This window comes from Parvibaculum sp., from assembly GCF_039973015.1.
Classification (GTDB): Bacteria; Pseudomonadota; Alphaproteobacteria; order Parvibaculales; family Parvibaculaceae; genus Parvibaculum.
In genome coordinates this window covers 412,933-434,278 of the sequence record NZ_JBDWLT010000008.1, presented here as the reverse complement: position 1 = coordinate 434,278, position 21,346 = coordinate 412,933, and the positions used below count along the sequence as shown (strand labels likewise).

Genomic DNA, 21,346 nt, shown 5'->3' with positions numbered 1-21,346 from the left:
TTTGGTTCAAGGTCATGGCGGATCGGCCCGGCAGCGTCAAGTATGGGGCCGGAAAGGGGCCGCAGCCCCTGCGTTCCCGGGACGGCCTACCAGACGAGACGGGGCATGGCGCCGACGGCCCGGATGCCCGCCCGTTCGAGCACAAGGGCGATGCGATCTTCTTCGGGGGCCTCGGGTGAGGGGCCGCAATCCGCCGCGGCGATGCCGCCGGTGATGAAAAGGGCGTCTATGCCGGCGTCGTTTGCGCCCTTGATATCGGTGAGAGGGCCGTCGCCCGCCGCGAGGATGCGCGCATCGGGGACGGGCTTGCCCGCGAACCCGGCGAGCCGCTGGCGCGCGATGTCATAGACCGGCCCGTGCGGCTTGCCGAAATAGATGACCCGGCCGCCAAGCTCGCCATAGAGTTTCGCAAGCGCGCCCGCGCAATAGATGTGGCGCTCGCCGCGTTCGACAACGATGTCGGGATTGGCGCAGATGAGCGGCAGGCCGCGCGCGACGAGCCGTCCGAACTGTTCGCGGTAGTCTTCCGGTCCTTCTACCTCGTCGTCGAAGGGGCCAGTGACGAGAATGACATCCGCTTCCTCTTCCGCAACGCGGTCGACACCCGTGCCCTCGAAAAGGGCAAGGTCGCGGTCCGGGCCAATATGGTAGCAGCTTGTCCCGTATTCATGGCTGGAAAGGCAGAGCCGCGTCGCATCGCCCGAGGTCAGGATGCCGTCATAGACGTCATGCGGAATGCCGAAGCTCTCGAACATGGCGGGCAGCGCATCCGAAGGGCGCGGCGCGTTGGAAAGCAGCAGCACGTGCCCGCCCTTGGCGCGGAAATTCGCCAGCGCTTCCGGTACGCCCGGATAGGCGCGCTTCCCGTTATGCAGCACACCCCAGACATCGCAGAGCAGCGCGTCGTATTTGTCGGCAATGGCGGAAAGGCCGGGTATCAGGAGCAAGGTAACATTCCTCGATGCTGGAGAGCGAAACTCACGCGAGCCGCATGAAAACGACTTCGGTGTCGCGGTAGCGCCTGCGGTCGAGTTCCTCGAAACCTTCCGGCGCTTCGAAATCGGCCATCGCGGTTTCTTCCACGATGCACAGGGCATCGGGCGCGAGCCAGCCGCCCTCGCGCGCGGAGAGAAGCGCCGCGCCGCCAAACCCCTTGCCATAGGGCGGATCGGCGAAGACGAGCGAGAAGGCCGGGCCGACGCTGCCGGGGCGGGGGCCGAGCCGCGTTGCATCGCGCCTGTAGATTTTCGCGTTGCCGTTGAGCCCGAGATATTCGAGGTTCTCGCGGATCGCCCCGCGGCTTTCGGCATTGTCCTCGACGAAGAGCGCGAAGGCGGCACCACGCGAAATCGCTTCGATGCCGAGTGCGCCGGTGCCGGCAAAGAGGTCGAGCACACGCGCCCCTTCAAGCTCGAAACTGCCGAAATCGGCATGGGCGAGAATATTGAACAGGGCTTCGCGCGTCCGGTCGCTGGTCGGCCGTACGATGTCGCCTTTCGGCGCTGTGATGGCGCGGCCTCTAAGAGCGCCGCCGACGATCCGCATGGGGCGCCTTTCTCCGGTTGTCCGGTTTCTTGTTTTCGGGGCTCTTGTTCTCTGAACTCTTTTTTTGCGGCCCTTTTCTCGTCGGAGCCTTCTTGTCCACAGTGCCGGCGCGGTGCGGGCGCGGCGCCTTGCTCTTCGGCCTGCCGGCCCCTTTGCCAGGATGATCGGGCTTTCCGGCCGGTGCCGGTGCCCGGGCGGGGCGGGTCTCTGGTTGTGCGAACTGCCCGGCATGAGCGCCAAGCTGATCCATCAGCACCCGCTGCGGCACCAGCTTGATGTCGCCGGGCTCAAGGTCGCCAATCTGGAACGGTCCGAAGGAAAGCCGGATCAGCCGGTTCACGCTCAATCCAAGCTCGGCAAGCACGCGCTTCACTTCGCGATTCTTGCCTTCCTTGAGGCCGAGGGTCAGCCAGACATTCGATCCCTGCACCTTGTCGATGACGGCTTCGATGGGGCCATAGCGCACACCTTCGACGGTGATTCCGTTTTTCAGCTTGTCGAGGTCCGCCTGTGTGATGCGGCCCCAGGCGCGCACACGGTAGCGCCGGGTCCAGCCGGTGGAGGGAAGTTCGAGCAGCCGGGCGAGTTCGCCGTCATTGGTGAGAAGCAGCAGCCCCTCGGTGTTGATGTCGAGGCGCCCCACCGAAACGACGCGGGGAATCTCGTCCGGCAGTTTCTCGAAAACGGTTGTTCGGCCCTCCGGATCTTTCGCTGTGGTCACAAGACCGGCCGGTTTGTGGTAGCGCCACAGCCTTGTCGGCTCCTTGGAGGGCAGCACCTTGCCATCCACGATGATGGTTTCGCGGCCCGTGACGTTGAGAGCCGGGCTTTTCAGCACCTTGCCATCTACCGTGACGCGGCCCTCCTCGATGAGCTTTTCCGCCTCGCGGCGCGAGCATATGCCCGCCCGCGCGATGACTTTCGCGATACGGTCGCCTTCGGGCGCGGAGGGAGGGGTGTCTGAGCGGGGTGTCATGGGCCTCTCTTTAGCAGGAGCCCCGCCATACAGGAAGGTGGCAGGATGTGCGAACCACATGAGATGGAAGCTGGCGCTTGCCAAGAAAGCGGCCACACGGCACGGTCGCGCCCATGACCGCCGGACCCGACACCCCCACACCCCCCCGGGCATGCCCCCGAATGCGCCCCGAACGGCGTCCGATGGACCTGGCTTTCGAGGAGGCCGAAGCGGCCGCCGCACGCGGCGAGGTGCCGGTCGGCGCGGTCGTCGCGGATGGGGAAGGGCGGATCGTCGCGCGGGCGGGGAACCGGACCCTCGAACTGAAAGATCCGACGGCTCATGCCGAACTTCTCGCGATCCGGGAGGCCTGCGCGACGCTGGGAACGGAACGGCTGATTGGCTGCGATCTCTATGTGACGCTGGAGCCTTGCCCGATGTGTGCGGGAGCGATCTCGTTTGCGAGGCTCAGACGCCTCTATTACGGGGCGCCCGACGAGAAGGGCGGGGGCGTGGACCACGGACCCCGCATTTTCGCGCAGACGACCTGTCACCACCGGCCCGAAGTTTATGGAGGGTTTGGCGAGAGCCACGCCGCGGAGCTTCTGCGCCGTTTTTTCGCACTGCGGCGAGACTGATCCGCATACCAGAGAGGGTGTGAAAAGACCCTCGATCCGGCGTGGCTTTCCACGTGATTTGCTCTCCTCGACCCGTTAGAGTGCCCGCATTCGACATTGCGACGGGGCTACGGTCCCGGCCCATAAAAATACGAAGGGGAGATCGATGAATTTCGACCACAATGAAAAAACCAAGGAACTGCTTGCTCGTCTCGAGCGGTTCATGGATGAGCACATCTATCCGAACGAAAAGACCTATAACGACCAGATGGAAGCCTTCCGCGCGGCAGGCAACCCCTGGCAGGTGCCGCAGATTCTGGAAGACCTGAAGCCCAAGGCGAAGGACGCCGGGCTGTGGAATCTCTTCCTGCCGGAATCCGAGCGTGGCGGCGGCCTGACCAACCTCGAATATGCGTCGCTTTGCGAAGTCATGGGCCGCGTCGGCTGGGCATCGGAAGTCTTCAATTGCTCCGCCCCCGACACCGGCAACATGGAAGTGATCGAGCGCTACGGCAATGAACGCCAGAAAAAGGAATATCTGGAGCCGTTGCTCGAAGGCAAAATGCGTTCGGCCTTCCTCATGACCGAACCGGAGGTTGCCTCCTCCGATGCCACGAACATTGCGACCCGCATCGAACGCGATGGGGACGAATACGTGATCAACGGCCGCAAGTGGTGGTCGTCGGGCGTTGGCGATCCGCGTTGCAAGATTGCGATCGTGATGGGCAAGACCGATCCGAAGGCCGATACCTACCGTCAGCAGTCGCAGATTCTCGTGCCGCTCGATGCGCCGGGCGTGAAGGTCGTCCGTATGCTCCCGGTCTTCGGCTATGACGATGCCCCGCATGGCCATGCCGAAGTCATTCTCGAGAATGTCCGCGTCCCGGCCGAAAACCTGCTGCTCGGCGAAGGCCGTGGCTTCGAAATCAGCCAGGGCCGCCTTGGGCCTGGCCGCATCCATCACTGCATGCGCACCATCGGTGTGGCCGAGCGCGCATTGGAGGCCATGGTGAAGCGCCTTCTCACACGTGAGGCGTTTGGCAAGAAGATTGCCGATCACTCGGTCTGGGAAGAGCGTGTTGCGCGCGCCCGTATCGACATCGAAATGGCGCGCCTGCTGACGCTCAAGGCCGCTTATATGATGGACACGGTAGGCAACAAGGTCGCCCGTGCGGAAATCGCGATGATCAAGGTGGCAGCGCCGAATGTGGCCCTCAGGATCATCGACGACGCGATCCAGGCGCATGGCGGCGGCGGTGTGACCTCCGATTTCGGCCTCGCCCGGATGTATTCCGGCATGCGGACGCTTCGTCTTGCGGATGGACCGGACGAAGTCCATGCCCGCACCATTGCGAAGCTCGAGTTCAAGAAGCACAAGGAACAGCTTCGCGCGGCGGCCGAGTGATCGTGAAGCGTTTCGTCATTTGCGGTGCATGTGCCCGCGCGTGACATGAAGAAAATGGCGGCCGGTTCCTTCTGGGACCGGCCGTTTCGCTACGACGGAAAGCTGAACGGGAAATAGCCCATGGGCATCAAGACCGGCATGAAGATGTACAGCTCGCAGCTCTCGCCTTTTGCGTCGCGCTGCCGAATGGCGGTTTACGCCAAGGACCTCGAAGTCGAGTTTCTCGACATGCCGGACCCGGACCTCGAAGAGGAATTCAGCCGCCTTGCACCCATGCACAAGGTGCCGCTGCTCGTCGATGGTGATGTGATCGTGCCGGAATCGGAAACGATCTGCGAATATCTCGAAGACAAGGGGCTCGGCGTTTCGCTTCGGCCGAAGGATGCCGCTTCGATTGCCCGCATGCGGGCGCTTTGCCGGATCGGCGATCTCTACGTCATGGAGCCGATGGGCGAGCTCTTCAGCCAGATCAATCCGGCAGGCCGGGACGCAAAGCTGGTCGCTCGCGAAATGGCGGAACTTCAGAAGGCGATGGGCTGGCTCGAAGCCTATCTCACAGGCGGCGAGCATGCTGTCGGGAACAGCCTGACGCTCGCCGATTGCGAACTTGTGCCCATTCTCTTCTTCTTCGATCAGATCGGACCGATGTTCGGTCACGTCAATCCGCTGGGCGACTACCCGAAGGCGGAAGCTTACTACAAGGGAATAGCGAAAGAGCCTGCCGCAGCAAAGGTGCTGGCTGAACTCGATAGCGCGCTTCGCCGCATGATGGCCGGCTGACCTCAGCCGGCGGCGGTTGCGTCCGGCAAGGGGTCGGTGCCTTCGGCCACAGGCCAGGCGGGCACTTCGCAATAGGGGACTTCCGGCAGTGTGACCGTGACGAGCGTACCCTCGCCGAATTCGCTTTCGATCACCATCCGTCCGCCATGCAGTTCGGCAAGGGAGCGTACAAGCGCGAGACCCAGGCCCGTTCCCTGTTTGCTGAGCGCTGCATCTGTCGCAATCTGCTCAAAAGGTTGTCCGAGCCGTGCAATCTGGTCCTTCGGGATGCCGCGCCCGGTATCGGCCACGGTCAAACGGATACCGCAATCGGCTTCGATCACCTTGACGGAAATGCATCCGCCAGAGGGCGTGAACTTCACCGAGTTCGAGAGAAGGTTCAGGATGATCTGCTTGAGCGCGCGCTCGTCAGCTACGATCTTTGCTCCGTCTCTGCATTCTATTGAGCGCACGACCTGCACACCGTTCTCTTCCGCCTTGCCGCGCACAATGCGCACGCAGGATTCGATAAGGGTCGAAAGGTCGAGCGCTTCGGGATGAAGCTCGTACTTGCCGGCTTCGATTTTCGACATGTCGAGAATGTCGCTGATGAGATCCAGCAAGAGTGCGCCGCTCTCATTGATGAGCTGTGCATATTCCGAATAGCGCTCATGGCCGAGCGCTCCGAACATTTCCATCTTGAGAATATCCGAAAAGCCGATAATGGCATTAAGCGGCGTTCGCAGTTCATGGCTCATATTGGCGAGGAAGCGAGACTTGGTTCTGTTCGCGGATTCGGCACGTTCGCGAGCCTCCAGCAGCTCGATTTCATGCCGCTTGCGCTCGCTGATGTCGCGAGTGACGCCAATCACTTCAGCGGTGCGCACCCCGTCTGAATTGAGCGCACCGCGCATTGTCGACTCAAGCCAGACATAGTGTCCGTCGCTGTGCAGGAAGCGGTAATCGAATTGCACCTGCTCACCCTTGAGCGCACATTGAACGAAAGCGCTGCGAGCGCGGTGAAAATCGTCGGGGTGAATAAGCTCCTCGGAAATGGGCTTGCCGACGAATTCTTCCGGTGTGCGACCGAGAATGGGCCCGACCGCGGGGGAAATGAACATGACGCGGGACTCGGCGTCGTAATGTGCAACAACGTCCGAGGCTTGCTCGGTGAGAAGGCGATATTTTGCCTCACTCGCTTTTACCGCCAACTCCGCTTCGACTTCCTCATGGACGTCTTCCGCGAGACCCACCAGCGCACCGATTTCGCTGAACGCGTCCGCCTCCGCATAGGCATAGGTCTTGATGTAGCGGTAACACCCGTCTCCAGCACGGAACCGCGTGACGCAGTTGACCGGCTCGTGCGTTTCAAACGCGTCGAGAAATTTCGAGAGGAGTTCACTATGGTCTTCGGGGTGAACCAGATGCTCGTACCAGTCGCCGCCGGCGGGCAACTTCTCTTCATCGAGGCCGAGAATGCGGGCCACTCCCCTTGACCATTGAGGCGCAGGCTCGCCTTTCACCCAGCGCCAATGGCCGAAGCGTGCGAGCTGCTCGGCTTCGCGCAATTGATGTTCCAAACGGTAGGTTTCGGTGACATCGCGGGAAACACAGAGAATACCCGCAACATTCGGATCGCCAAGCAGGTTGCGGCCCCGGGTTTCGAGGCGTCGCCAGCTCCCGTTCGCATGAGAAAGCCGGATGACTTCCAGTACTTCCGCGCCGGGAACGCGGGCACATTCCTCGATTTTCCGTTCCAACCGCTTGCGATCATCCGGGTGGACGAGATCGACGATGCGACGGCCGATCACCGTTTCCCCCGGGGCGCCGAGAACCTTGCGTGCGGCCTGGCTCTGATAGGTAATGGAGCCACTGGAATCGAGAATGGTGAGAATGTCACCGGCATTTTCGACGAGAGCGCGATAAAACCGTTCTCCATCGGCCGCACGTGTACTATCCGTACACGGTGCATTTTCCTCTGCCTGCGGTCCCATGTCGAAGGGACGGCCCATAACTGCTCCCCACTTCCCGCACTCCGAAGCCGCCACGGCGAACGAAATGCTATCCGTAATATCCAGAATGGTAGGGAGATTTGTTTAACGTTCTCTTGAAAGCTGTTAGGCCGTTTACGGGATGTTAGTCATGTTTCTCCCGGAAACAGGCGGGGTGTCAGCTCCGCTGTATAATCTGCCATGCATGTTCCGACAGATTTCTGCATGCGTCTCCGAGCGTTTTGGCTCGTTCGGAGCTTGCATTTCCGTCAATGCCGCGCTTGTAGACGCCTTGACTGATGGAAGCGAGACGGAACATTGAAAAGGCAAGGTAGAAGTTCCAGTCTGGAATGCCGTCACGGCCCGCATGACGGCAGTAGTCGGCGACGAATTCTTCTTCCGTCGGCACGCCCGGCGTCTTCGTCCGATCGATCTGCTCTGCGCCACCGGCGACGCCAAGAAGGTCGTACATGCAGGCATAGGCGACGTCGGCAAGCGGGTGGCCAATGGTGCAGAGTTCCCAGTCAAGCACCGCGATCATGCGCGGCTCTGTGGCGTGGAACATCGTATTGCCGAGGCGGTAATCGCCGTGAGCGATGGTCACTGAGGGCTCGTCGGGAATGTGCTTTGGCAGATAGTCGATGAGCTTTTCCATTGCGGGCACATCGGTAGTCTGGGCGCCGCGATACTGTTTGATCCAGCGCCCGATCTGCCGCTCGAAATAGTTGCCGGGCCTTCCGAAGTCGCCCAAGCCTACTTTCTGGTAGTCGACCTTGTGCAGCTTTGCGAGGTTCTCGGCGAGACTGGCATAGACAGCGCGGCGTTCTGCCTCGCTTTCTTCCGGCATGACGGATTCGCGGAAGACGCGGCCTTCTAGATATTCCATCACATAGAATGAAGTGCCAATGACGCTTTCGTCCTCGCACAGCGCGTACATGTGAGGAACAGGCACGTCCGTCTCGGCAAGCGCCTTCATGACCCGGTATTCGCGATCGACCTGATGCGCGCTCGCGAGCAACTGCCCGGGAGGCTTTTTGCGCACCACGTAGCGCTTGCCGCCGCCGGGGCCTGTGGTGATGAGCAGGAAGGTAGGGTTCGACTGGCCGCCCTCGAACTGACGAACCTCAAGCTCTCCGCCGAAGCCCTCCACATTCGCCCGGCAATAGGCTTCCAACCGCTTTTCGTCGAAGCGATGCGCCTCGCGGATGGGCGTCGTTTCCTGATCGGCTTGCGCGGCCTCTGACATCTTCCTCTCCCCGGATAAATTCTTGTTGGGGAGACTTAGCACGCGCTCAGCGACCGGCAAAGACAGCCGGATCGGACGCAAGGGAAGCCTTGGTCAAGAGGATGGTTCAGGCCGCGCCCTGGTTTTCCTCGAACCCTTCGGAGGTAACGCCCGAAACACGCCGTCGCGCGTTGTGGATCACCGAGCCGGGCTTGTCGTCCGTGTCGGGACGTGAGGTGGCCATGCGAAGTACCTCGGCATAGCCGGCCTTTGTTTCTATCCGCTCGCCATACCCGTTCGCGATGAGAAAACGGCGCGCCATCGGCAGGTTGTAGCAAGGAACCCACATCATCAGATGATGTTCGACGTGATAGTTCACCCAGTAGGGTGCGATCAGCGCGCGCTCCATCAGGTTTGCCTTGGTCGTGCGGGCATGGCGGAAGGGGTCGTCATTATCCGGTACCATCGCGTGTTCGGCGATGTTGCGGATGCGCGTGATCGCCTGATGCCAGGTGAGGAAGGGAACAAGCCATAGAATGAAATAGAGATACCAGTGGCCGCTCGCCGCGAGCACACCGAAGACGGCCAGTTGCGCCAGCGTCGCGCGACCGAGCTTGGCCCGGTAATTTTTCAGGCGTTGCCCGAAGGGCCATTCGGACTTGCCGAGCGCGTTCAGAATTTGCGCCTTGCGCTGCTGGTAGCCGGTCTGTCCGGTAATGTCGCGCACCATCTTGCGCTTGAAGCTTTTGCGCGTGATCGGGAAGGGCGCGGAGAGGATGAGATCGGGATCCTCCGGCTGCTGCGTGTTTGCATGATGCTTCAGGTGATAGCGGCGATAGGCCCCTGTTTCCGCCATCATCGGATAGGCGCAGAACCACTGACTCAGGAAGGAATTGAGTTTCTGGCTTTCTGTGAGAATGCCATGCGCTCCATCATGCATGAGGATCGCGAGGCCAAGCTGACGCGCACCGATCACCATCACCGCAACGATATAGGTGACGGGATTGGGAAAAGCGACAAAGAGCGCCATCGTGCCGAAGATGACCGCCCAGGCATGGAATACGAGCCATGTGCCGCGGAAGTCGGAGCGCTTGCGCACGAGTGCCAGCTGGCCCGAGGTCAGGAGATCCTTTGCCAGTATGCTCATGCTGTTGTTCTCCGTTCTTTGGCTTTTTCTTTTGGCTCGGGGGCCGCGACGCCTGCACCTGCAAGGCAGAACTTCACAATCTCTTCGACAACGCGGTCGGGATTATTCTCGAGTTCATGGCTTTGCGGCGCCAGCGGCCCGATGAGCGCTGTAGGGATCGCGCCGGCGATACAGGCGGCTGCAATGCGGGCGTCGAGTTTCCGCAGTTCGCCGTTTTCAATTCCGTCTTCGAGAATGCCCGCGAAAATTTCGGCATGTGTGCGCCGGAAGAAGCTCCGCTCCTCCGCAAGGTTCACATCGACTGGCTCGGCGAGCAGCGCATAAGCGAGCCTGCGTCCACGCACAGCGCGCCCGGCGAAGGTGCGCAGCACCTTCACGAGCCGTTCGTGCGCCGTTTCATCGCCGGAGGCAATTTCGGCAAGCATGCCCATCTCGCGTGTCGATACTTCGCGAAAGACCTGACGGCAGAGCGCTTCCTTTGACGAGAAATAGCGGTAGAGCGTGCCGGTGGCGACACCCGCTTTTTTCGCGACTTCCGTCATCTGTACGGCAGCAAAACCGCCCTCGGCAACGAGGTCCCGCGCCGCATCGAGAATGCTGCGCCGCGTTTCGGCGAGACGGGCCGCCACTTTGTCTGTTTGCCGGTAAGCCAAGAAGTGAACCCCCGTTCATTCTCAAGGAATGAACCATGGTTCAGGCCGATCGGTCAAGTGAGTAAGGAAGGGGAAGGCGCAGCATATGGAAAAGCCCGGTCCTGAACTCACGTAAAAGAGTGCAGAAAACCGGGCTTTCGAGCATTCTCGCTCTGATCAGTCGGCGGCGCGAAGCGCGCCGAAATCCGCATCGCGGGGCGCCTTTCGGGCTGTACGCACCGGCACGGCAGCGGGCTCACCCGCGATCTCATACCAATGTGCCTGACCCGTAAAAGCCTCGGCGGCGAGCGCGGCGTTGTGGAGCCACTGTTTGAAAATCTTGTTCATTCTAGCCTCCTTACGGAGAATGTTGCGTTGCAGCATATGTAACATTGCAGGTGCGAAAATCAAGCACCCCGAACTGCGGCAAAACGACGTGCACGGAAAGGGCGCGACAGGGCGAGCGGCTTGCGGCATACAACCGCCGAAGGAAATGCGCCCATGACAGATTCCCCGACACCCCCCTCCGAAGACACGACCGCCGAGCTGTTCCGGCTGCGCGATTTCAGGTTCTATATTTCAGGGCGCTTCCTCGGCACGCTGGCCATGCTGATCCAGTCGGTGGCGGTGGGCTGGCAGGTCTACGACATCACGGAAAGTCCGCTCGCGCTCGGCTATGTGGGGCTCGCGCAATTCCTGCCCATCGTGCTGCTGACGCTGCCAGCGGGCGACATCGCGGACCGGATCGACCGGCGCTACATCGTGGCGGTGGCGGGCGTGCTCGAAGCAGCGGCCGCGGGCTGGCTCATCATCCTGACGCTGACGCATACGGGCGACGTGACCTGGTTCTACGCGGCGCTTGCGCTCTTCGGCTGCGCGCGCGCCTTCATGGCGCCGGCCTCGCGGAGCTTCGTGCCGCTGCTCGTCTCGGCGGTGCAATTGCCCCGCGCGATCGCGGTGAGCTCATCGACATTCCAGGTCGCGGTCATCACGGGGCCTGCTATCGGCGGCGGGCTCTATCTTTTCGGCCCCGTCTTCGTTTATGCGGTCTGCGCCGCGCTCTTCATGATGGTGACGGTTGCCTTCCTGATGATCCGCACACGCCCGCCCGTCGCACAACACGCCGCCGCGACATCGGCCTTCGCGCGCGTGACCGCAGGCATTGCCTATATGAGGCGCACACCCATCGTGCTGGGCGCGATCTCGCTCGATCTTTTCGCGGTGCTCCTCGGCGGCGCGGTGGCGCTGCTGCCGATCTTCGCACGCGACATATTGCATGTAGGACCGGAAGGCCTCGGCGTGATGCGCTCCGCCCCGGCGGTCGGCGCAATCGTGGTCAACCTGCTGATCATCTGGCGCCCGATCAGGAAGCGGACGGGCCACATCATGTTCGCCTGCGTGGCCTTGTTCGGCGTCGCGACTATCGTCTTCGGCCTGTCGGAAAATTTCTGGCTGACGCTCGGCGCGCTCGCCATCATGGGCGCGGCCGACATGGTGAGCGTCAATATCCGCTCGACGCTTATTCCGCTGGCGACACCGCAACAAATGCTTGGTCGCGTGACGGCGGTGGAAATGCTTTTCATAGGGGCATCGAACGAGTTGGGCGAGTTCGAGTCCGGTGTCACCGCAGCCTGGTTTGGTACGGTGCCCGCCGTCATCATTGGCGGGATCGGCACACTCGGCGTCGTCGGCATATGGATGTGGCTATTCCCGGACCTGCGGAAAGTGGACAAGCTGTCGGACGTGAAACCGCAGCAATGAGGGGCTTTCAAGCCACCTGCCCGGCGACAATGGCGATGAAGACGATAAGCCCGAAGTCGCGATTGGAACGGAAGAGGCGCAGGCAACGCGCGGGATCGTCTATGTCGAGCGTGACGATCTGCCAGACGAGCAGCGCGGCGGCAAGCGCCACCACCGGATAGAAGAAGAAGCCGAGACCGGCGAGCGCGCCCGACGCGAGGAGCGCCGCGACCATGATGCCGTAGAAGCCCCACAGCCATTTCTTCGTCGATGCACCAAACCTGAGCGCCGTCGACTTCACGCCGATCAGCGCATCGTCTTCCTTGTCCTGATGCGCATAGATCGTGTCATAGCCGACGGTCCATGCAATGGCGCCGAGATAAAGAGCCAAGGGCGCAAGCGAGAGTTCGCCTTTGACGGCGGCCCATCCCATCAGCGCGCCCCAGTTGAAAGCGAGGCCGAGCACGAATTGCGGCCAGTAGGTGATGCGTTTCATGAAGGGGTAGATCGCGACGAGGATGAGCGAGGAAAGCCCGAGAAGGATCGCAAAACTGTTGAAGGAGAGAAGCACGCAAAGCCCGGCAAGGCATTGCGCGAGAAGGAACACCCATGCCTGTTTGACGCTGACAGCACCGGAGGGAATGGGACGCGACCGCGTGCGCGCGACGGCGGCGTCAATGTCGCGGTCGACAATGTCGTTCCATGTGCAGCCCGCGCCGCGCATGGCGACAGCACCGATGAGGAAGAGGACGAGAAGAACGGGAGAGGGCCAGCCCTCGCTTGCCAGCGCGAGCGACCACCAGCAGGGCAGCAACAGCAGCCACCAGCCGATGGGGCGGTCGAGCCGCGCGAGCCGCGCGTAAGGACGCAGGGCCGCAGGCGCATGGGCGTCCACCCAGTTCTCAAGCGGGGCGTCGGCAACGCGGGATTGGTCTTCGGCTCTCTCTTCCATCTCTTCCTTTGGAGGCTTTCCGGCATGGTTTGGGCGGGCGGCAAGGCGTGTCGAGTGCCCTTTCCGGTGGGTGAGACTATCCCCGGACGAGACATTTTGCACCTGCGAGGGAGAGGCGTGCGCCCGGGGACAAAGCGGCCCGATTCGGCCCGACTGTCACACGAACGTCATCGAACCGTTACAAAGCCCGCACTTGTCCCCGTCAGGGCGCAATGGCGAGCGGCGATGCGGGGATATCTCCGGCGATCAGCGCCGGGAGGTGCGCTGCCAGCGAAGTCGGGAAGATCAGGTCGCGGGTTTGGGTCAGTTCGCCAAGGGTCCACCATTTCATGTCCCGGATGACGGCACGCTCGAGCTCCGTCCAGCCGCTGCGGTCGAGACCGGTTGTATCGGTGCGGGCGAGGACGAATGTCTCTTGCATGAGCCGGTTCTTGCCGTGGACGCAAAGCACATGTTCGGTGGTCCAGACCGGAGGGCCGATCCAGGAGTTTGCCAGACCCGTCTCCTCCAACAGCTCCCGCCTTGCCGCAATGGCAATATCTTCTCCAGGCTCCATTTCACCGCCGATGGTCACCCAATAGGCGCGCTCCAGCACCTTGCCCGAAGCATCGCCGACATCCGGGTCATGCATCCGGATGAGGAGGAGGCGGTTGTCGCCGTCGAAGAGAAGAACACGGGCTGTCTTTCGAGGGAGCATGTGATTGCTTCAGTGGTTCAGTCTGATTTTTATTATGACAGGTTCACTTGCGATCCGGCTTTCGCCGGGGTGACAATTTTGTTTTTGGCAAAGGTAGTGCGCGCCTTACAAGGTGAGTGACGACTGAGGGTGCGATGGCCGACACAATTCCCGACATCACCGAGAACCCGCGCTGCGCGAGCGGCAAGGCGCGTCTCTATATAGAAGAGAGCCTCGCCGGGGCGGGTGCGCATCTGACGCTCGAAAAGGACCAGTCGCATTATCTCGTCAATGTGCTGCGGATGGGCGAGGGAAGCCAGGTGCTGCTCTTCAACGGGCGCGACGGCGAATGGGCGGCGCGGATTGCGGAAGCCCACAAGAAGAACTGCGTGCTGGAACTGACGGAGCGGACGAGAGCGCAGGAAGGCTTGCCGGACATCTGGCTTCTCTTCGCGCCGGTGAAGAAGGCGCGGCTCGACTTCATCGCGCAGAAGGCGACGGAGATGGGTGCGGCCGTGATCCAGCCCGTTTTCACGGAGCGGACCGTGGTGACGCGGCTGAAGGACGAACGCCTGCAGGCGAACGCGGTGGAGGCGGCCGAGCAATGCGGCCTCGTTGCCGTGCCGGAGGTGCGCGAAGCGGAGAAGCTGGCAAACCTTCTTTCGAAATGGGACGAAAGAGCCCCGGGACGCAGGATTCTCTTCTGCGACGAAAACGAAGGGCCGGGCGCGACGCGGGCCGCGCTTGAGAAGATGGCCGATGAAGGAAAGAAGGGCGCGCCGCTCGCCGTGCTGATCGGGCCGGAGGGCGGCTTCTCGCCCGCCGAGCGCGACATGCTGCGGACACGGACGGATACGATGGCGATTTCTCTCGGGCCTCGCATCATGCGCGCCGATACAGCGGCGATTGCGGCGCTGGCGGCAGTCGGGCTGATGCTGGGGGACTGGTAGCGATACTCGCGAACCAAAAACAAGTGTCATCCCGGGGCTCGTCCCCGGGACCCACTCGCCTCGCCGTTTGCCGCAACTGCCAATGGGTCCCGGGAATAAATCCCGGGATGACGCTGAATTTTTGGGGAGCGTCGAGTTTCGTCCGTAAAGAGGGCATTTCTGCGTCCATCTGGAGGCAATGGAACCCGAAGAAACGCAATTCGTTTTTGATGCACCGATGTTGATTTCCGCCACCTCCGAAAGGACAGACACCCATGCGCGTGCTGGTCGTCTATTGCCATCCGAAACCCGACAGCTATGTCGCTGCGATGTGCGACGCTGTTTTGGAGGGTCTCGATCAGGCAGGGCACGAGACGGAGCTTGTCGATCTCTATGCGGATGATTTCGATCCTCGTTTCAGCGCGGAAGAACACGAGACTTACGAAGACCCCACGAGCAATGGCAAGGGGCTCGAACACTACAAGGAGAAGCTTCGCTCGGCTGACGGCATCGTCTTCGTCTTTCCGACCTGGTGGTATGACATGCCTGCCATGCTGAAGGGGTGGCTCGACCGCGTCTGGGTGCCGGGCACGGCTTTCGATCTCGGCGATGGCGGCAAAGCGATACAGCCGCGCTTGCAGAATATTCGCTTCATGGGCGGCGTGACGAGCTGTGGCGCTTCGTGGTGGTGGTCGAAGCTCGTCGGCGAGCCGCATCGCCGCATTCTCATGCGCGGTATGCGCGCGCTCTGCGGGAAGGACTGCCGGCAGGTCTGGCTTGGTTGCTACCAGATGGACACCTCGACGCAGAAGAAGCGCACGAACTTCCTCTCCACTATCCGGCGGCGGATGGCGCGGGTGGCGTGATTGAAGGAAACGCGAGGCCTCGGTTCATTCAGTGTCATCCCGGCACTTGCCTGTCCCGGCGAAGGCCGGGATCACCGGGACCCGATCCAGTTCTGTGCAAGGTCGAAACAGGCCACGTCCGGCTTGTACCCCCTTCCCCGAAATTGAATCCCTCCAAACTGGCTGCGGCCCTGTCCTCCCGCGCGCTTGTCCTGTTACTTTTTGAACCGGCATTGACGCTTGCCATGTGCGGCACGCGCTCTTACATCTTTGCGACGCGGGTGTGGCCGGCGTCATGAAGGATCGGCGGCAGGGCAGGGGCATCCGGCTCGAACAAGGTCCGCGAAGAATAAAGGGGCTCGAATGAGCATTCTCGTTGCCGGGCCCGAGCCCATCACAGACCGTCGCGATCTCGTGGCCGCGCTTGAGCGCGGGTCGAAACCGCGCGACCAATGGCGCATCGGCACCGAACACGAAAAATTTCCCTTTTGCATGAACGGCCTGACGCCGATCCCCTATGGCGGCGACCACGGCATCCGCGCGATGCTTGAAGGGCTGACGCGCTTCGGCTGGCGGCCCGTTTATGAGGGCGAGAATATCATCGGCCTCGAAAACGACACCAGCGGCAACATCTCGCTGGAGCCCGGCGGGCAGTTCGAGCTTTCGGGCGCGCCCCTCGAGACGCTGCACCAGACCTGTTCGGAGCTGCACGATCACCTCGCACAGGTGAAGGAAGTGGGCGGCGAACACGGCATCGGCTTTCTGGGCCTCGGCTTCACGCCGAACTGGCGCCGCGACGAAATTCCCGTCATGCCCAAGGGCCGCTACAAGATCATGACGGAATACATGAAGAAGGTCGGGACCATGGGTCTCGACATGATGTATCGCTCCTGCACGGTGCAGGTGAACCTCGACTTCGCCTCGGAATCCGACATGGTGAAGAAGCTGCGCGTGGGCATTGCTCTGCAGCCGCTCGCGACCGCGCTTTTCGCCAATTCTCCGTTCACGGAAGGAAAACCTAACGGATATCTTTCCTATCGCAGCCATGTCTGGACCGACACGGACAATCAGCGCGCAGGCATGGTGCCCTTCGTTTTCGAGGACGGCTTCGGCTTCGAACGCTGGGTCGATTATGCGCTCGATGTGCCGATGTATTTCGTCTATCGCGACGGCAAATATATCGATGCGACGGGGCAGTCGTTCCGCGACTTCCTGAACGGAAGGCTGCCCGCGCTGCCGGGCGAAGTGCCGACGCGGGGCGACTGGAACAATCATCTGACGACGATTTTCCCGGAAGCGCGCATCAAGAACTACATGGAGATGCGCGGCGCGGATGGCGGCCCCTGGGCGCGCATTTGTGCGCTGCCTGCCTTCTGGGTGGGGCTCATGTATGACCAGTCCTCGCTCGATGCGGCATGGGACCTCGTGAAGGACTGGACGGCGGAAGAGCGCCAGGCCTTACGCGACCAGGTGGCGAAGCACGGGCTCAAGACGCCCTTCCGTGGCGGCACGCTGCTCGACGTGGCGCGCAAGGCGGTCGCGATTTCGCGCGCGGGCCTCGATGCGCGCGGGAACGACGACGGCGTCGGTGCGAGCGAGGCGATCCATCTGCGCACGGTGGAAGAGATCGTCGAGAAGGGACAGTCGCCCGCGCAAGACCTGCTCGATCTCTATCACGGGCGCTGGGGCGGCAAGGTGGAGCCGGTCTACAAGGAGTTTGCGTTTTAGGGTCCCTTTGTCTCTTCACCTCCCCCTCGCGGGGAGGTCGAAACGCGGAACGCGTTTCGGGTGGGGGGCTGGTGTGGAAATTATGCGCTGGGGGACAACGACATTCCGCTTCCCCCACCCGAGAAATCCGCGTACTGCGAATTTCTCGACCTCCCCGCAAGGGGGAGGTAGTTTCAGCGTATCGGTGATTTATCGTCTGAGGGGTCACTCATGTTCAGTCACGTCACCATCGGCTCGAGCGACCCGGACAAGGCGGCTGCCTTCTACGATGCGGTGCTGGCGGTGCTCGGCATTGTGCCCTTCTTCAAGGCGCCGGGACTTGCCTCCTACGGGACGGCGACGGGGCCGAAGGTTTTCGTGCTGAAGCCGTTTGATGGCGAGCGCCACGTGCCGGGCAATGGCGGGCATGTCGCCTTCCTCGCGCCGGACCGCGCGGCGGTCGATGCTTTCCATGCGAAGGCGCTGGAGATGGGCGGGACGAGCGAGGGCGAGCCGGGACTCAGGCCCCACTACCATCCGAACTATTACGGCGCCTATGTGCGCGACCCGGAAGGCAACAAGCTGCAGGCCGTCTGCCACAGTTCGAAGGGCTAGAGGTGCAGCGCATTCTCCTGATCGGCAGTCCGGGCTCGGGCAAGTCGACGCTGGCGCGCGCGCTCGGGCGGCGCTTCGGCTTGCCCGTGACGCATCTCGACCGGCTCTGGTGGCAGCCCGGTTGGGTGGAGCTTGGGGCCGGGAAATTCCGCCCGCTGGTCGAGGAAGCGGTCGCGAAGGACAAGTGGGTGATCGACGGCAATTACAGCGCGACATGGGACATCCGCATGCCGCGCGGACACGATCATCTGGATGGACATGCCGCGCCGCGTCTGCATGTGGCGCGTGTTCCGCCGCGCCGCGCGGAACTACGGCAAGACGCGCAGCGACGTGGCGCCGGGCTGCCCGGAACGCTTCGATGCCGAATTTTTCCGCTATGTCTGGAATTTCAAGGCGTCGCATGACGGGAAGATCATGGAGGCGCTGCGCAAACATGGCCGCCATGCGCGCATCATCCGCCTGCGGAGCAGTGAGGGAATAGGGCGGTTTCTTTACGGGCTTTGACGGTCTTTACGCCGCCTGCGCAGTGCCGCCGACGGTGAGGCCTTTGACGAGCAGCGTCGGCTGGCCGACGCCGACGGGGACGCCCTGACCGCCCTTGCCGCAGGTGCCGATGCCGGGATCGAGTTTCATGTCGTTGCCGACCATGGTGACGCGGGTGAGAACGTCCGGGCCGTTGCCGATCAGCGTTGCGCCCTTCACCGGCGCGCCGATGCGGCCGTTCTCGATGAGATACGCCTCGGTGCAGGTGAAGACGAACTTGCCTGACGTGATGTCGACCTGCCCGCCGCCGAAGGAGACGGCGTAGAGACCCTTCTTCACCGAGGAGAGGATTTCGTCCGCCTCGTGATTGCCGGAGAGCATGTAGGTGTTGGTCATGCGCGGCATCGGCTGATGCGCGTAAGATTCGCGCCGCCCGTTGCCCGTGGCCGCCATGCCCATGAGGCGGGCGTTGAGGCGATCCTGCATGTAGCCTTTCAGGATGCCGTCCTCGATAAGGACGGTGCGCGATGTCGGCGTGCCCTCGTCGTCGATGGTGAGCGAGCCGCGGCGGTCGGCAAGCGTGCCGTCGTCCACCACCGTGATGCCGGGTGCGGCGACGCGCTGGCCGAGAAGGCCTGCAAAGGCGGAGGTCTTCTTGCGGTTGAAATCGCCCTCGAGGCCGTGGCCGATCGCCTCGTGCAGCAGGATGCCGGGCCAGCCCGGGCCGAGCACCACATCCATTTCGCCGGCGGGGGCGGGCACGCTTTCGAGGTTCACGAGCGCCTGACGCAGCGCCTCGTCGACCTGTGCGCGCCATTTCAGCGGATCGATGAAGGTTTCGTAGCCCATGCGGCCCCCGACGCCGAAGGAGCCCGTTTCCTGCCGGTCGCCGTCGCCAGCGACGATGGCAACATTGAGACGGACGAGGGGACGCACATCGCGTAAGGACGAGCCGTCCGCGCGAATGATCTCGACCGCCTGCCACTCGCCCGCGAGCGAGGCGGAAACCTGCTGCACGCGGGCATCCTTCGCGCGCGCATAGGCGTCGATCTCGGCGAGAAGCTTCACCTTCTCCTCGAAGCTCTGGGCGCCGAGCGGGTTCTCGTCCGTATAGAGATGCGTGTTGGTGCGGGCCGGGCCCTCCGCCGAAACACCGGAATGGCCGGTCTTCACGGCGGTGACGGCCTCGCTGGCGCGCTTCAGCGCGGCTTCCGAGAGGTCGGAGGCATGGGCATAGCCGGTCGATTCGCCTGCGACGCAGCGAAGGCCGAACCCCTGATTGGTGTCGAAGCTCGCGGTCTTGAGGCGGCCATCGTCGAAGCCGAGCGCCTCCGACTGGCGGAATTCCATGAAGAGCTCGCCGTCATCCGCGCCATTGAGCGTGTCGCCGACAAGGCCGGTGACGCGGTCGCGGTCGAGCCCGGTGCGGGCGAAGAAAAGATCGTCGGGGGAGGAGGTCATGAAGCCTGTCCGTGAGCGTGTGACTTAGCGCGCGAGCCATTCCTCGACCGGAACGAGCCGCCGGGGCAGGCTCGAAAGGTCACAAGGCACGATATGCGGCGCACAACTATATAGCGGATATTGCGTGACCTTGAGCGAGCGCAAATCGACAAGGAAGACGCCATTGATGCGGCCGAACCAGTTGTCCCACTCATTGAAGCCCCAGTCCCGCCAGCCTTCGGGCGGCGGGCCGACGACATCGCCCACGAGATCGGGATGCGCGGCGCAGAAACCGACGACGCAGCGGCCCGGATCGCGCGGATCGAGCCAGGGGGCGGCTTCCGACAAAAGCTCGGGCGCCGCGCCTCCGTTCTGCGGCAGCAGGAGCCCCGCTGAAATGCGGCGGCCGAGATGAAAATGAATGAGCGCCTCGTCGCGCATAGATGCGAATCCTCCGCAACAAATATCCAACCAATACTCTAGGACATTTCGCTCCATACGAAAGGGTGAACCGGAATTTCACGTATCTTCGGGGACCGGATTCTCCCGCTTATTGTGGCAAAACGTCGCAAAACCATGGCCGCACTGTGGTTTGTCGCCGCACCGGGGCTATACTGGCGCCTGCGAGTCGTCTGCCGGGCGGAGCGCGGCGCATGTCAGTGCCGCGATGCTTCTTCGGCAGACTGCATCAGGGGGATGCCGCCGCCCGGCAAAACAATGAAGAGAGCGCGCGGCGAAGCTTGCGGCGGGAAGCGCTTTATGGTTTCTGGCGCCAACTTCCTCTTTGGTCACGGATGTCCGGGCGGCGCCCGGAAAGCGAATTGAATAGCTGGGGATAAGCATGCGGTTTTCGAACGTATTTGGCCTTTTCGCGACGGCTCTTGCGACGGGGCTTTTGGGCGGCGGTTTCGCAACGGCCGCGCATGCGACGCCGGTCGATGGCGGACTGGGTCTCCAGGACGCGGTGACCCCGGTGATGCATGACATCATCTCCTTCCACAACATGCTGCTCTGGATCATCACGGCGATCGTGATTCTCGTGGCAGTGCTGCTGGGTATCGTGATCGTGCGCTTCAACAGCCGCGCGAACCCGTCACCTTCCAAGACGACGCATAACACGCTGCTCGAAGTCGCATGGACGGTGCTGCCGGTGATGATCCTGGTCGTGATCGCCATTCCCTCCTTCCGCCTCCTCTACAAGGAAGTCGTGATCCCCGAAGCCGACATGACGGTGAAGGCGGTCGGCTACCAGTGGTACTGGGGCTATGAATATCCCGACCATGGCGACATCGAGCTGATCTCGAACATGGTCGAGGACGCCGATCTCGAACCCGGCCAGCCGCGCCTCTTCACCGCCGACGAGGCGATGGTGGTGCCGGTCGACACCACGGTGCGCGTGATCGTGACGGCCGCCGACGTGATCCACGCCTTTGCGGTTCCGCAGTTCGGCGTGAAGATCGACGCCGTGCCCGGCCGCCTGAACGAGACCTGGTTCCGCGCCGAGAAGACCGGCATGTATTACGGCCAGTGCTCGGAACTCTGCGGCACGCGCCATGCCTTCATGCCGATCAATGTGAAGGTCGTGACGCAGGAAGAATTCCAGGCATGGACCGAACAGCAGCAGGCGGATGCAGGCGCTGACGGCAAGGTTAAACTGGCACAGGCCGTGGACGCGCGCTGAGC

22 protein-coding genes are annotated in these 21,346 nt (G+C 62.4%); 10 read left to right on the top strand and 12 right to left on the bottom strand.

The features are described from left to right. Positions 1 to 86: 86 nt before the first annotated feature. The 3 genes from ABJO61_RS08220 to ABJO61_RS08210 are packed head-to-tail and all read right to left on the bottom strand — an operon-like array spanning position 87 to position 2,521. Positions 87 to 947 (bottom strand): TIGR01459 family HAD-type hydrolase, encoded by an 861-nt coding sequence (locus ABJO61_RS08220; RefSeq protein ID WP_348329197.1) that lies wholly within the window; start codon positions 945 to 947, stop codon positions 87 to 89. Between the two features lie 31 nt (positions 948 to 978). Continuing rightward, positions 979 to 1,545 carry a 16S rRNA (guanine(966)-N(2))-methyltransferase RsmD gene (gene rsmD / locus ABJO61_RS08215; RefSeq protein WP_348329200.1) on the bottom strand — a complete coding sequence of 189 codons (567 nt, stop codon included), beginning with the start codon at positions 1,543 to 1,545 and terminating at the stop codon, positions 979 to 981. Further along, positions 1,520 to 2,521 (bottom strand): pseudouridine synthase, encoded by a 1,002-nt coding sequence (locus tag ABJO61_RS08210; protein WP_348329203.1) that lies wholly within the window; start codon positions 2,519 to 2,521, stop codon positions 1,520 to 1,522. The genes rsmD and ABJO61_RS08210 overlap by 26 nt, the downstream gene beginning before the upstream one ends. Positions 2,522 to 2,682: 161 nt before the next feature. Between ABJO61_RS08210 and ABJO61_RS08205 the strand changes: the two genes are divergently transcribed. The 3 genes from ABJO61_RS08205 to ABJO61_RS08195 all read left to right on the top strand — a co-directional run bounded on the left by ABJO61_RS08205 (position 2,683) and on the right by ABJO61_RS08195 (position 5,302). Then, on the top strand, positions 2,683 to 3,138 hold the full coding sequence (locus ABJO61_RS08205) for a nucleoside deaminase (protein WP_348329206.1): 456 nt from the start codon (positions 2,683 to 2,685) through the stop codon (positions 3,136 to 3,138). Positions 3,139 to 3,283: 145 nt separating this feature from the next. Then, on the top strand, positions 3,284 to 4,522 hold the full coding sequence (locus tag ABJO61_RS08200; protein ID WP_348329209.1) for an acyl-CoA dehydrogenase family protein: 1,239 nt from the start codon (positions 3,284 to 3,286) through the stop codon (positions 4,520 to 4,522). A gap of 120 nt (positions 4,523 to 4,642) precedes the next feature. Further along, complete coding sequence (locus ABJO61_RS08195) at positions 4,643 to 5,302, top strand: glutathione S-transferase family protein (RefSeq protein ID WP_348329212.1); 660 nt, start codon at positions 4,643 to 4,645, stop codon at positions 5,300 to 5,302. A gap of 2 nt (positions 5,303 to 5,304) precedes the next feature. Here the strand turns inward: ABJO61_RS08195 and ABJO61_RS08190 are convergent, their stop codons facing one another. The 5 genes from ABJO61_RS08190 to ABJO61_RS08170 all read right to left on the bottom strand — a co-directional run bounded on the left by ABJO61_RS08190 (position 5,305) and on the right by ABJO61_RS08170 (position 10,624). Beyond that, positions 5,305 to 7,293 carry a PAS domain S-box protein gene (locus ABJO61_RS08190; protein ID WP_348329215.1) on the bottom strand — a complete coding sequence of 663 codons (1,989 nt, stop codon included), beginning with the start codon at positions 7,291 to 7,293 and terminating at the stop codon, positions 5,305 to 5,307. A gap of 157 nt (positions 7,294 to 7,450) precedes the next feature. Then, a complete protein-coding gene (locus tag ABJO61_RS08185) occupies positions 7,451 to 8,518 on the bottom strand; it encodes a phosphotransferase (protein WP_348329218.1) in 1,068 nt (355 codons plus the stop codon). Positions 8,519 to 8,624: 106 nt separating this feature from the next. Then, positions 8,625 to 9,644 (bottom strand): fatty acid desaturase family protein, encoded by a 1,020-nt coding sequence (locus ABJO61_RS08180; protein ID WP_348330952.1) that lies wholly within the window; start codon positions 9,642 to 9,644, stop codon positions 8,625 to 8,627. Then, positions 9,641 to 10,297, bottom strand: a complete 657-nt coding sequence (locus tag ABJO61_RS08175; RefSeq protein ID WP_348329224.1) for a TetR/AcrR family transcriptional regulator — start codon at positions 10,295 to 10,297, stop codon at positions 9,641 to 9,643. The genes ABJO61_RS08180 and ABJO61_RS08175 overlap by 4 nt, the downstream gene beginning before the upstream one ends. Positions 10,298 to 10,453: 156 nt before the next feature. After that, the gene (locus tag ABJO61_RS08170; protein ID WP_348329227.1) at positions 10,454 to 10,624 is read right to left on the bottom strand and encodes a hypothetical protein; all 171 of its coding nucleotides are present in this window, start codon (positions 10,622 to 10,624) and stop codon (positions 10,454 to 10,456) included. Positions 10,625 to 10,777: 153 nt separating this feature from the next. On the opposite strand from ABJO61_RS08170, the gene ABJO61_RS08165 reads away from it, so the two are divergent. Continuing rightward, positions 10,778 to 12,037 carry an MFS transporter gene (locus ABJO61_RS08165; protein WP_348329230.1) on the top strand — a complete coding sequence of 420 codons (1,260 nt, stop codon included), beginning with the start codon at positions 10,778 to 10,780 and terminating at the stop codon, positions 12,035 to 12,037. Positions 12,038 to 12,044: 7 nt separating this feature from the next. On the opposite strand, the gene ubiA is transcribed toward ABJO61_RS08165, so the two are convergent. Together ubiA and ABJO61_RS08155 are read right to left on the bottom strand one after the other, a co-directional pair. Continuing rightward, a complete protein-coding gene (gene ubiA / locus ABJO61_RS08160; protein WP_348329233.1) occupies positions 12,045 to 12,968 on the bottom strand; it encodes a 4-hydroxybenzoate octaprenyltransferase in 924 nt (307 codons plus the stop codon). A gap of 202 nt (positions 12,969 to 13,170) precedes the next feature. After that, on the bottom strand, positions 13,171 to 13,665 hold the full coding sequence (locus tag ABJO61_RS08155) for an NUDIX domain-containing protein (protein WP_348329236.1): 495 nt from the start codon (positions 13,663 to 13,665) through the stop codon (positions 13,171 to 13,173). Positions 13,666 to 13,799: 134 nt separating this feature from the next. On the opposite strand from ABJO61_RS08155, the gene ABJO61_RS08150 reads away from it, so the two are divergent. From ABJO61_RS08150 to ABJO61_RS08130, 5 genes are all read left to right on the top strand, one after another. Next, on the top strand, positions 13,800 to 14,594 hold the full coding sequence (locus tag ABJO61_RS08150) for a 16S rRNA (uracil(1498)-N(3))-methyltransferase (protein ID WP_348329239.1): 795 nt from the start codon (positions 13,800 to 13,802) through the stop codon (positions 14,592 to 14,594). Between the two features lie 254 nt (positions 14,595 to 14,848). Then, positions 14,849 to 15,439 carry an NAD(P)H-dependent oxidoreductase gene (locus ABJO61_RS08145; RefSeq protein ID WP_348329242.1) on the top strand — a complete coding sequence of 197 codons (591 nt, stop codon included), beginning with the start codon at positions 14,849 to 14,851 and terminating at the stop codon, positions 15,437 to 15,439. A gap of 342 nt (positions 15,440 to 15,781) precedes the next feature. After that, positions 15,782 to 17,146: a glutamate--cysteine ligase gene (locus ABJO61_RS08140; protein WP_348329245.1), complete on the top strand. Its 1,365-nt coding sequence runs from the start codon at positions 15,782 to 15,784 to the stop codon at positions 17,144 to 17,146. Between the two features lie 210 nt (positions 17,147 to 17,356). After that, positions 17,357 to 17,740: a VOC family protein gene (locus ABJO61_RS08135; protein ID WP_348329248.1), complete on the top strand. Its 384-nt coding sequence runs from the start codon at positions 17,357 to 17,359 to the stop codon at positions 17,738 to 17,740. Between the two features lie 2 nt (positions 17,741 to 17,742). Continuing rightward, on the top strand, positions 17,743 to 18,144 hold the full coding sequence (locus ABJO61_RS08130; protein WP_348329251.1) for an AAA family ATPase: 402 nt from the start codon (positions 17,743 to 17,745) through the stop codon (positions 18,142 to 18,144). Between the two features lie 106 nt (positions 18,145 to 18,250). On the opposite strand, the gene tldD is transcribed toward ABJO61_RS08130, so the two are convergent. Together tldD and ABJO61_RS08120 are read right to left on the bottom strand one after the other, a co-directional pair. Then, entirely contained in the window at positions 18,251 to 19,684 is a 1,434-nt protein-coding gene (gene tldD, locus ABJO61_RS08125; RefSeq protein WP_348329254.1) for a metalloprotease TldD, read from the bottom strand. 24 nt (positions 19,685 to 19,708) lie between these two features. Next, positions 19,709 to 20,104, bottom strand: coding sequence for a hypothetical protein (locus ABJO61_RS08120; protein WP_348329257.1), 396 nt, complete (start codon positions 20,102 to 20,104; stop codon positions 19,709 to 19,711). A gap of 400 nt (positions 20,105 to 20,504) precedes the next feature. Between ABJO61_RS08120 and coxB the strand changes: the two genes are divergently transcribed. Further along, the gene (gene coxB / locus ABJO61_RS08115; RefSeq protein WP_348329260.1) at positions 20,505 to 21,344 is read left to right on the top strand and encodes a cytochrome c oxidase subunit II; all 840 of its coding nucleotides are present in this window, start codon (positions 20,505 to 20,507) and stop codon (positions 21,342 to 21,344) included. The last annotated feature ends 2 nt before the right edge of the window (positions 21,345 to 21,346 follow it).